This is a genomic window from Sneathiella sp. (assembly GCF_047631475.1).
In the GTDB taxonomy this organism is placed as follows: domain Bacteria; phylum Pseudomonadota; class Alphaproteobacteria; order Sneathiellales; family Sneathiellaceae; genus Sneathiella.
On the sequence record NZ_JBLHZT010000070.1, the window covers coordinates 1 to 9,174 of the forward strand.

The window sequence follows — 9,174 nt, forward strand, 5'->3', positions numbered from 1 at the left end:
GAGAGAAAAACTGGGAGAAAATCAATGAAGGGCTTAACAGGTAAAACGGCAATCGTCACAGGCGGCGGTGGCGGTCTGGGGAGTGCTATTTGTGCCCGCTTGGCTGAAGAAGGCGTGACCGTAGGGGTGTTTGATCTTGATTTTGACGCGGCCAGTGAGGTCGCGAAAAAAATTGGCAAAAACGCCAAAGCCTATGCTGTGGATATATCAGACCAGCAGGCCGTTATAAACGCGGTGGCTGCCTTTGAAGATGCCCATGGTCAGACTGATATTCTTGTCAATAATGCGGGCTGGGACCAGGTCGGGAATTTTCTGCAAACAGACAAAGCCTTGTGGGAGAAAATTGTCGGTATTAATTTGTGGGGGCCGTTACATATGACCCATGCCGTTGCCAGCGGTATGGCAGAACGCGGATCTGGAAAAATTATAACAATTGCATCTGATGCTGCGCGTGTGGGATCCAGTGGAGAGGGTGTCTATTCTGCTTGTAAGGGCGGTATGGTTGCTTTTTCCAAAACGCTTGCCCGCGAACTCGCCCGTAAGAATGTCAATGTGAATGTCGTCTGTCCGGGCCCTTCGGATACGGCGATCCTTAATGATTTTATTGGGGAAGGCGAGATGGGGCAAAAAATTTATGAAGGTCTGAAACGTGCCATTCCTTTTAAAAGGCTGGGACAGCCCGAGGATTTTGGCGGTATCGTTACTTTTTTAGCAAGTGAAGAAGCAAGTTACATTACGGGGCAGGTCATCAGTGTTTCCGGTGGCCTGACAATGGCAGGATAAGAAGGAACAAGAAAATGTCTTTTGAAGATATCATTTATGAAGAAAAAAATGGCGCGGCGTGGATTACCATTAACCGTCCAGAAAAATACAACGCGTTTCGAGCACAAACCGTTGAAGAACTTATCCAGGCTTTTCATAAAGCCGCCTGGAACAAAGAGATTGGCGTTATTGTTCTAACCGGCGCCGGCGAAAAGGCTTTTTGCACCGGTGGGGACCAGTCTGCCCATGATGGACAATATGACGGCCGCGGAACGATTGGTCTGCCTGTTGAGGAATTGCAAAGTCTGATCCGGGATATCCCTCAACCCGTTATCGCCCGTGTTCAAGGGTTTGCTATTGGTGGAGGGAATGTTCTGGCAACGATTTGCGATTTGACCATTGCTTCCGAAAAAGCCCAGTTTGGTCAGGTTGGTCCAAAAGTCGGCTCTGTCGATCCGGGATTTGGAACAGCCTATTTGGCGCGGGTGGTGGGTGAAAAGAAAGCCCGTGAAATCTGGTATTTGAACCGACGATATACCGCCGTTGAGGCCGAAAAGATGGGCTTGGTGAATACAGTTGTACCGCACGACAAGCTGGATGCTGAAGTTGAGCAGTGGTGCGCCGAGATTTTGGAGAAAAGTCCTACAGCGATTTCGATCGCCAAAAAATCCTTTAATCTGGATAGCGAGAATATCCGTGCAATTTCAGGTATGGGGATGCAGGCTCTCAAACTTTACTATGAAACAGACGAATCCCGTGAAGGGGTTAATGCGTTTAATGAAAAGCGTAAACCGGATTTCAGAAGTAAAATGAAATAACCGCGCTGGAAGAATACGTCGCTTCATCGTTGAAGTTTTGTTCTTCGGTGAATAGGTTAGGGGCAGTGATATAGAACCCCTATTGTACCAGCGAGGACGCAGTGGAAGAAAATGAAGAGAAGGCGTTTAATGCGCCGCCCGCCAGTTTGTATACTGCTGCGTCCCTGATTATTTTACATATCATGCTGACGGTCGCCGATAAGGCGACAGTAGAATGGCTGTATGGGACAATGGCTTTTAGCACGGGTCGGTTTGCCAGTTTTCTAGCCGATCCATCCCTGAACGGTTCCATCAAAACGCTGTTAAATTTAAGCAGTCATCTTTTTCTACATGCGGACTTCATGCATTTGCTGACAAATGCGTTCATGTTACTGGCATTCGGTGCATTGGTGGAGCGTGCGAAGGGAAAATTCGCCTTTTTCTTCGTGTTTTTTCTATGTGGCTGGCTGGGCGCTGTTGGGGAATATTTAACGACGGCGGCTGATGCAAGCACTTATCTGATCGGCGCATCAGGCGCTGTTTTCGGAATGATGGGGGCTTCCGTCTGGCTTTTGCTCCCCAAGTTTGGCCCGAAAAAAATAATCGCGTTTATTGGGGTGATGATGGGTCTAAATCTTGTGATCGGATTGACGCCCCTTGGAACGCTGCTGGCCGGTGAGGGGAACAGCATCTCTTGGGCGGCCCACCTGGCAGGGTTTGTCGGAGGATTGCTCATACTGCCTTTGCTGGGCCGAGCATCCGCAAAGCAGGAATAGTCCCGCCTTTCACAATAATGTCAAAAGCCTTTTCAGATGGTTTGGGTTACTTTTGCGTCTTCTAATGAAATTGGAAGGGCAATTGACAGATGTTCACTAAAGCGCTTTTAAAATATGCTGCACTTTTCTTTTTGATTTTTTATGCGGGCAACCTTTCGGCTGCAGAAGAGCAACCTTATCGGACGACTGTTTTCGGGTGGGCAGCTGAAGGATATGACGTTGTCGCGTATTTCACGGAACGTCGACCCGTTGAGGGGCTAAGCGAGTTTAAGTATCAGTGGCAGGGGGTGAACTGGCGATTTTCCAGTGCGGAAAATCGGGATCTATTTGCCAAAGAACCGTCAAGATATGCGCCTCAATTTGGGGGGTACTGCGCCTATGCTGTGTCGCAGGGATATACAGCTAGTGTGATCCCCGAAGCCTGGTCAATTGTAGACGATAAACTCTATCTGAATTATTCAAAGGGGGTTCAGACGATCTGGGAAAAAGACATTCCCGGATATATCAGCATGGCGACTGAACACTGGCCTAAAATCAAGAAAGATTTGTGAGAAAATAGAAAAGCACCTGGCCATAAGCGGGGGAGGTTGCCAGGTGCTTTCTAGGATGAAATATCGGGAAAAAAACGATATTTCATAAGCCGACGATTAGCGCCGCCAGATCGGCAGATCTTCGTCCGCCGCCGGTTGATAGGTTACAGTTATTTCATCAAACGCTTTGAGGACGGAATTGACATCTTGATCATCGCGTAACTCAAACGCATTGAAGCCACATCTTTGCATGTAAAAGACGTCGTCTCTTAAAACATCGCCGACTGCCCGGATTTCGCCTTTATAGCCCAAGCGCTCTCTCAACAGCCGGGCTTGGGTGTAGGCGCGGCCATCAGACATTTTCGGAAATTGTAAAACCACGAGATCCAGTCGGTCCAAATCCTCGGCAATGTCATTTACATCGTCGGTATTTTCCAGAATGACACCCAGTCTGCTGTTTCGTTTTAACAGCTCTTCGCGCCGTTCTATCCATTCAGACAGGGGAATATAGATATCGCCGGACGGCAGCGTATCCAGTTCTTCCAAGCCTGTGAACGGCATCCAGTTGTCGTCGGCCGGCTTCCGGTCAAGGATATACTTACCCATAAAGTTTCTCCTTAAACGGATCCTGACCTATGCGCCGGTAGGTTTCCAGGAAGGTTTCAGAGGCGTCTTCGCGCTGTTCAAGATACACATCAAGCAAAGTGCCGACAGCGTCCACAATCTCGTCCGCTGTAAAGGCAGGACCAATGATTTTCCCGATTGATGCATCTTCTCGGGCACTGCCGCCCAAGGTGATCTGATAGACTTCAACGCCTTTTTTGTTGACGCCAAGAATACCGATATTTGCCACGTGATGGTGTCCGCAGGCATTAATGCAGCCAGAAATGTTCAGACTCACATCCCCAAGATCATTAATAAAATCATAGGCATCAAACCGTTCGGTCAATGCTTGAGAAATTGGGATGGAACGGGCTGTCGCCAGTGCGCAATAGTCCATACCGGGGCAGGTAATGATGTCCGTTAGATGGTTGTAGTTAGGGGTGGCCAGATCCAGGGCCTTCAACTCCTGCCAAAGATCATGCAGTTCGCTAAGCTTAACATCCGTTAGAACCAGATTTTGACGATGCGTGGATCTGATTTGACCCAAACTATACCGGTCAGCCAGATCTGCAATGGCATCCATCTGATCAGCCGTTACATCACCCGGAGGTTGGTTCCTGGATTTCAGTGACAGGTAAACAACGCGATAACCTGACTTTTTATGAAGTTCCAGATTTTTTTCCGCCCATTTAGCAAATTCTGGGTCTGTGATGACTTCTTTATCGAACGCCTCATCAAAATCACTTAATTCTTCATAGTCTGGATCTTTGAAATGGGCTTTTATGCCTTCAATATCCTGATTGCGAAGGGCAAGACCAGATTTCTTAATCCGCTCCCATTCGGCTTCTACTTTTTCTCGGAACGCATCTTCGCCTGTTTCGTGAACCAGGATTTTAATGCGTGCCTTATACAGATTGTCGCGACGACCTTCCATATTGTAGACGCGCAAAATGGCTTCCAGATATGTCAGCATGTCATGCACAGGCAGAAACGGACGGATGAGTTTTCCGATCATTGGTGTCCGGCCCAGACCGCCACCAACATAGACCTCTAGTCCTAGCTCGTCGGCGTCATTTTTTACCAGTCGCAAACCCACATCATGAACAGCAACCGCTGCGCGGTCCTGTGTTGAGCCGCTTACAGCAATTTTAAATTTTCTGGGCAGGAAATTCAGTTCAGGGTGAAAGGTTGACCACTGACGGATCAATTCACAATATGGCCGAGGGTCTTCAATCTCGTCTCTTGCAACGCCAGCCAGTGGGTCCGAAGTTGTGTTCCTGATGCAGTTACCACTTGTCTGGATTGCGTGCATTTCTACAGCAGCCAGATCATCCAGAATGGCAGGCACATCTTCCAGTTTAGGCCAGTTATACTGTATATTCTGGCGAGTGCTGAAATGGCCATAGCCTTTGTCATACTTCCTTGCAATATGGGCCAGGGTACGCATCTGGTCTGACGAGATCAGGCCGTAAGGAACCGCAACACGCAACATATAAGCATGAAGCTGCAAATACAGACCATTACGAAGACGGTGCTGTTTGAATTCGTCTTCAGAAAGTTCGCCTTTCAACCGCCGCTGAACCTGGTCGCGAAACTGCGATACCCGTTCCAGCAGCAGCTGGTGATCCTGCTGTGAATATTGATACATTGTTTTTGCTCAGACTTATTAGGGCGTTAGGCCGCGTGTTGACCTTCGGTAATTTCGATGGCGCGTACGGATTGAGGCAGACGGAAGGTTGGTCCGTCGGCTCTGATCTGTTCACGTTTACTGGCAGCAGAAATGCCCGTTTCGGTAACGATTACATCGATTGCATAGGGCGCAATGATGATATTTTCTTTTTCGCTCCGTTCGGCGGCTGCCTGAAGGCTTTCAAGGGATGCCTCGTCTGCAACAGTAGCTTTGTTCAAGTCAGTTGACCAAAAGCAGCTCTCGCCTTCCATGCAAAGATAAGCAACCAGTCCCTCTTTAAGCAAGGATGCCGTGAAAACTTGTAAAGCCATTGGTTCGTCTCCTGATCTAATCGGCCAACTGCCGTAATCGATGTTTCCTATAGATAGATATAGGAAAATATATAAATAACGCAAGAAAAATGTAGTTTAATTTATTAACACAGTATTTTTATGTACTTAATTTAGCGGTGATGTGGCGCGGCTTACATGGATACCGCATTCCGTTTTCCCTTTTCCGGCCCATCGGCCAGACCGAGCATCCCCCCCTGCGGCCACCCGTTCCGTGCAGGGCATGCAACCGATTGACAGAAAGCCGTCTGCCACCAGTGGGTGGGGCGGCAGGTTCTTTTCAAGGACGATCGCCTTGACATCGTCATCGGTCCAGTGTGCGAGAGGGTTAATCTTCAGGAAGCCGTCAGAAGCCTCAATGGTTTCAAGGGCCCCACGGGTATTTGCCTGAAACCGCTTGCGGCCTGTGATCCATGCGGTAAAGCCAGCTTTCTGTAATTCAGTAAGGGCATTATCCAAAGGTTTTACCTTGCGAATTTCACAGCATTTATCCGGGTCAGATGCGAAAAGCATATCATCTGGGTCAATCCGTTCAAGCTGACCACTGTCCGGGCGGATTATCCGAACATCTTCCAGTCCCAGCAATTCAGTAACATCTCGCTGATACCGTAATGTTTCGCCGAAAAGGCGCCGGGTATCGAGGAAAATTACGGGAATGGTCGAATCGACTTGGGCCACAAGATCCAGGAGGGCAATCGCCTCGGCACCAAAGGAAGAGGTCATCATGATTTTCCCGGCAAGCCCATTTTCAAGAAGCGCTTCCAACAACGGAGCGCCCTCCAGGTGACCAAAAAGCCCACGTAACCGGGCCGCTTCTGCTTCGATGCTCGTAAAATCAGGAGACTGGGACATAAGATGCACTTCCGAAAGAATATCAATTTCCTTAAAGGTATTGGTTTAAATTTAAATATCAATTAAAAAATGTGAAAAAAATTAATCACATAAAATTAGTGTTATTTAAAAACAGAAAATCCTATGCTTATATCACTCTAAGGTTGTATGGTTCGTTCATAAGGGGAGGTGGATAGTTTGGGGTTCGTAAATCAGGTCGGCATTGGCGTTGCCATCTGGATCGCCGGGGTGAGCGTTTCATGCGCAGGCAACGCTTTGCAGGAAGGAAAAATTTCAGAGGTTTCAGCCTTTTCGCTGCAAACAGAAAAAGGCGGAAGGATTTCTTTGGAAGAAATGTATTGGCCTGAGAACGCGTCTCCATTGCGGGTTTTGAGGGGAAAAGCCTTCCAATTGGAGCAGGAAAATTTTGTTGAAAAAGGCGCCGCCACAAACAAGTATGGCGATCTGCGCGGAAAACTGATTGTCCATCCTTTTGGTTGGGTGCAGGCCTATTGGGCTCAGCAAGGGCTTGCGGTGTATAACGGTCTGGGTCCCTATCCACTTTCAGTGAGGGAGGCATTATTGTCTGCTGAACGGGAGGCCCGCGAAAACCGGCGGGGGCTTTGGTTTCGTTTCCAAGTGTTGCAGGCGGCGGACCTTGGCGCTCGGCAGGGGGCTGACGGTTTTCAGGTTGTCGAAGGGCGGATACTTTCTGTTAAAAAATCGGGCTCTCGACTTTATCTCAATTTTGGGAACAACTGGCGCACTGACTTTACTGCCTCGATTTCGACAGAAAATAAGCGTAGGTTCAGGAAAATGGGCTGGAACTTTGATGCGCTCGTCAATACATGGGTTAGAGTGCGGGGAAATATGCGGTTCTATAACGGACCTTTTATGGAGTTGAACTTCCCGGAGCAGGTCGAGTTTCTGGATGTGAAAAGTAAATAGGCTGGAGAGAAGAATGTCTACCAAACCAGTAGTAGTTAAGGTGAAGCGGCTCGGATTAAATACGCTTGTCTCGATGATGAGTGCCGGCATGGTTTTCGGTTTGGTTCCAGGAGCGTCAGCTGAAGCGACCCAGGTTGCCGATCTTTTTTCAATTTTTGAACCTCAGGACGAAAGTAAAGTCGGTGAACAACAACATCCGCGTATTGTCGCCCAGTATGGCGGGGAATATATCCGCGAAGGACTGAACGAATATGTGCTGGATATTGTTCTACGTATTATTTCTGTGACAGACAAAGCGGATCAGCCCTGGCGTGTTACCATCCTGAACAGCCCGGTTGTAAACGCCTTTGCGCTTCCGGGCGGCTATGTCTATGTGACCCGTGGCTTGTTGGCGCTGGCAAATAACGAGGCGGAGGTGGCCGGCGTTCTGGCGCATGAAGTCGGGCATGTCATTGCCCGTCACGGCGCGCAGCGGCAGGGCCGGGCAACCGGTATCGGGATATTAGGAGCCATTGCTGGCATCCTGACCCAAAGCGGAGAGGTCGCGCGGCTTGGGCAAACTCTCGGCGGTGCGTATATCGCTGGATATTCCCGGGATCAGGAATATGAAGCCGATCAGCTTGGCGTTAAATATTTGGGTCTTGCTGGCTATCCACGCGAAGCAATGGGGGATTTTCTGGCCCGTTTGGAAGCTCATTCACAATATTCAAAGAAACTGGCTGGCAAGGACGGTGGGTCCGGGCAGTTTGATTTCTTCTCCTCGCATCCGCAAACAGAAGACCGAATTGAAAAGGCGATGGAGATTGCCAATCGTGCAAAGGACGAATTGGATCGCAAATATGGCCGTCAGACTTACCTCAACGCAATTGATGGTATGCTGTATGGTGACGATGTGAAAGAGGGTGTTATTCAGGGACGGTGGTTTCTTCACCCTGATCTGCGTTTTAAATTCATGGCTCCGCGTGGGTATCAGTTGATCAATTCTTCTCGCGCTGTGTTTGCGACCGATGGCAAAGGTGGGCAAATGCGGTTTGATATGGATATGAAGGGACTGCGCGATCTTTCAATGGAGCAGTATATGCGCAAGATCTGGCTTAAGAATGTTCAGGTCGATCAGATCGAGAATATTCAGGTTGGCGGCGCACGGGCTGCGAAAACCCGGTTTATTGCAAAAAAAGGAAACCGCCGTGTTCATGTAACCGCTGTGTTGATAAATTTTGGCTATGATCGTGTTGTGCGGTTTATTTACGAGAACGCCAAATTCAGTGAAGATTTCGATCAGGCTTATAGCGAAAGCTATAGTAGCTTTGCGCCCCTACAATATGCCGAAGCGGCAAAGATCAAGCCCGTTACGATGTCTGTGGCGACGGTTAAATGGGGGCAATCCCTTGAGGATCTATATCAGCCGATGGCAGAGGTTGGGCCGAAGAAAGATCTGTTCCTGCTGCTCAATCCACAATTTTTGAAAGAAGAGCCCAAGCGGGGTCAGCTTTATAAGCGTTTGGTTTATGGAGAGGGGCTTCGGTAATCGCTGCTCAGTCTGAGCTGATCAGATCATCGATTTCACCGTCTAGAGTGAAACATGCGGATGTGAGCGGTCCATCAAAGCCACAGCCGCTGTCTAACGATACTGTATGCTCCGTTTCGGTAACCCCTTCATGGGTTCGGTCAAAGCCGCGAATTACTTTTTTGAAACCCGAATAGGGCTCTTCGATTTTATCAAAATATCCGCTACCCCACCAAAAAGTGTCAGACTGTTCGGTTACAGGACGGCTGGGATCAATTCCGGCATGCACGAACAGTAGTTCACCGTTCATGGTATAGGCGGCCCGGCGCAGAGAGATCAGGATATCATTATGCCCGGGATGGCTTTGGATTTTTTCTCTCAAGCGGCCAGTCCAACGGGTG

At 48.8% G+C, this 9,174-nt stretch carries 10 protein-coding genes and 1 pseudogene; 6 read left to right on the forward strand and 5 right to left on the reverse strand.

Annotated features, from left to right (window positions below):
- Window positions 1-24: 24 nt before the first annotated feature.
- The 4 genes from ACJAYR_RS17560 to ACJAYR_RS17575 all read left to right on the forward strand — a co-directional run bounded on the left by ACJAYR_RS17560 (window position 25) and on the right by ACJAYR_RS17575 (window position 2,886).
- A complete protein-coding gene (locus tag ACJAYR_RS17560; RefSeq protein WP_415237803.1) occupies window positions 25-783 on the forward strand; it encodes a glucose 1-dehydrogenase in 759 nt (252 codons plus the stop codon).
- Between the two features lie 14 nt (window positions 784-797).
- On the forward strand, window positions 798-1,580 hold the full coding sequence (badI, locus tag ACJAYR_RS17565) for a 2-ketocyclohexanecarboxyl-CoA hydrolase (RefSeq protein WP_415237804.1): 783 nt from the start codon (window positions 798-800) through the stop codon (window positions 1,578-1,580).
- A gap of 101 nt (window positions 1,581-1,681) precedes the next feature.
- Window positions 1,682-2,335, forward strand: a complete 654-nt coding sequence (locus tag ACJAYR_RS17570) for a rhomboid family intramembrane serine protease (protein WP_415237805.1) — start codon at window positions 1,682-1,684, stop codon at window positions 2,333-2,335.
- A gap of 89 nt (window positions 2,336-2,424) precedes the next feature.
- On the forward strand, window positions 2,425-2,886 hold the full coding sequence (locus ACJAYR_RS17575; protein WP_415237806.1) for a YHS domain-containing (seleno)protein: 462 nt from the start codon (window positions 2,425-2,427) through the stop codon (window positions 2,884-2,886).
- 96 nt (window positions 2,887-2,982) lie between these two features.
- Here ACJAYR_RS17575 and ACJAYR_RS17580 read toward each other — a convergent pair whose 3' ends face one another.
- The 4 genes from ACJAYR_RS17580 to ACJAYR_RS17595 form a co-directional block, all read right to left on the reverse strand.
- A complete protein-coding gene (locus ACJAYR_RS17580) occupies window positions 2,983-3,471 on the reverse strand; it encodes a DUF934 domain-containing protein (protein WP_415237807.1) in 489 nt (162 codons plus the stop codon).
- A complete protein-coding gene (locus tag ACJAYR_RS17585) occupies window positions 3,464-5,116 on the reverse strand; it encodes a nitrite/sulfite reductase (RefSeq protein WP_415237808.1) in 1,653 nt (550 codons plus the stop codon). Before ACJAYR_RS17585 ends, ACJAYR_RS17580 begins: the two co-directional genes overlap by 8 nt.
- Window positions 5,117-5,142: 26 nt before the next feature.
- On the reverse strand, window positions 5,143-5,469 hold the full coding sequence (locus ACJAYR_RS17590) for a DUF2849 domain-containing protein (RefSeq protein WP_415237809.1): 327 nt from the start codon (window positions 5,467-5,469) through the stop codon (window positions 5,143-5,145).
- A gap of 126 nt (window positions 5,470-5,595) precedes the next feature.
- A complete protein-coding gene (locus tag ACJAYR_RS17595; protein WP_415237810.1) occupies window positions 5,596-6,339 on the reverse strand; it encodes a phosphoadenylyl-sulfate reductase in 744 nt (247 codons plus the stop codon).
- A gap of 177 nt (window positions 6,340-6,516) precedes the next feature.
- Here ACJAYR_RS17595 and ACJAYR_RS17600 point away from each other — a divergent pair, with 177 nt between their 5' ends.
- Both ACJAYR_RS17600 and ACJAYR_RS17605 read left to right on the forward strand, forming a co-directional pair.
- Window positions 6,517-7,266, forward strand: coding sequence for a hypothetical protein (locus ACJAYR_RS17600; RefSeq protein WP_415237811.1), 750 nt, complete (start codon window positions 6,517-6,519; stop codon window positions 7,264-7,266).
- 13 nt (window positions 7,267-7,279) lie between these two features.
- A complete protein-coding gene (locus ACJAYR_RS17605) occupies window positions 7,280-8,794 on the forward strand; it encodes a M48 family metalloprotease (protein ID WP_415237812.1) in 1,515 nt (504 codons plus the stop codon).
- Between the two features lie 7 nt (window positions 8,795-8,801).
- On the opposite strand, the pseudogene ACJAYR_RS17610 reads toward ACJAYR_RS17605, so the two are convergent.
- Window positions 8,802-9,174, reverse strand: a pseudogene (locus ACJAYR_RS17610) (hypothetical protein); the annotation flags it as partial.

Bases quoted from the DNA above. Each gene is read 5' to 3' on its own strand.
- ACJAYR_RS17575 (WP_415237806.1), top strand. From the start codon at position 2,425: ATGTTCACTAAAGCGCTTTTAAAATATGCTGCACTTTTCTTTTTGATT.
- ACJAYR_RS17605 (WP_415237812.1), top strand. From the start codon at position 7,280: ATGTCTACCAAACCAGTAGTAGTTAAGGTGAAGCGGCTCGGATTAAAT.
- badI (WP_415237804.1), top strand. From the start codon at position 798: ATGTCTTTTGAAGATATCATTTATGAAGAAAAAAATGGCGCGGCGTGG.
- ACJAYR_RS17595 (WP_415237810.1), bottom strand. From the start codon at position 6,339: ATGTCCCAGTCTCCTGATTTTACGAGCATCGAAGCAGAAGCGGCCCGG.
- ACJAYR_RS17560 (WP_415237803.1), top strand. From the start codon at position 25: ATGAAGGGCTTAACAGGTAAAACGGCAATCGTCACAGGCGGCGGTGGC.
- ACJAYR_RS17590 (WP_415237809.1), bottom strand. From the start codon at position 5,469: ATGGCTTTACAAGTTTTCACGGCATCCTTGCTTAAAGAGGGACTGGTT.
- ACJAYR_RS17585 (WP_415237808.1), bottom strand. From the start codon at position 5,116: ATGTATCAATATTCACAGCAGGATCACCAGCTGCTGCTGGAACGGGTA.
- ACJAYR_RS17580 (WP_415237807.1), bottom strand. From the start codon at position 3,471: ATGGGTAAGTATATCCTTGACCGGAAGCCGGCCGACGACAACTGGATG.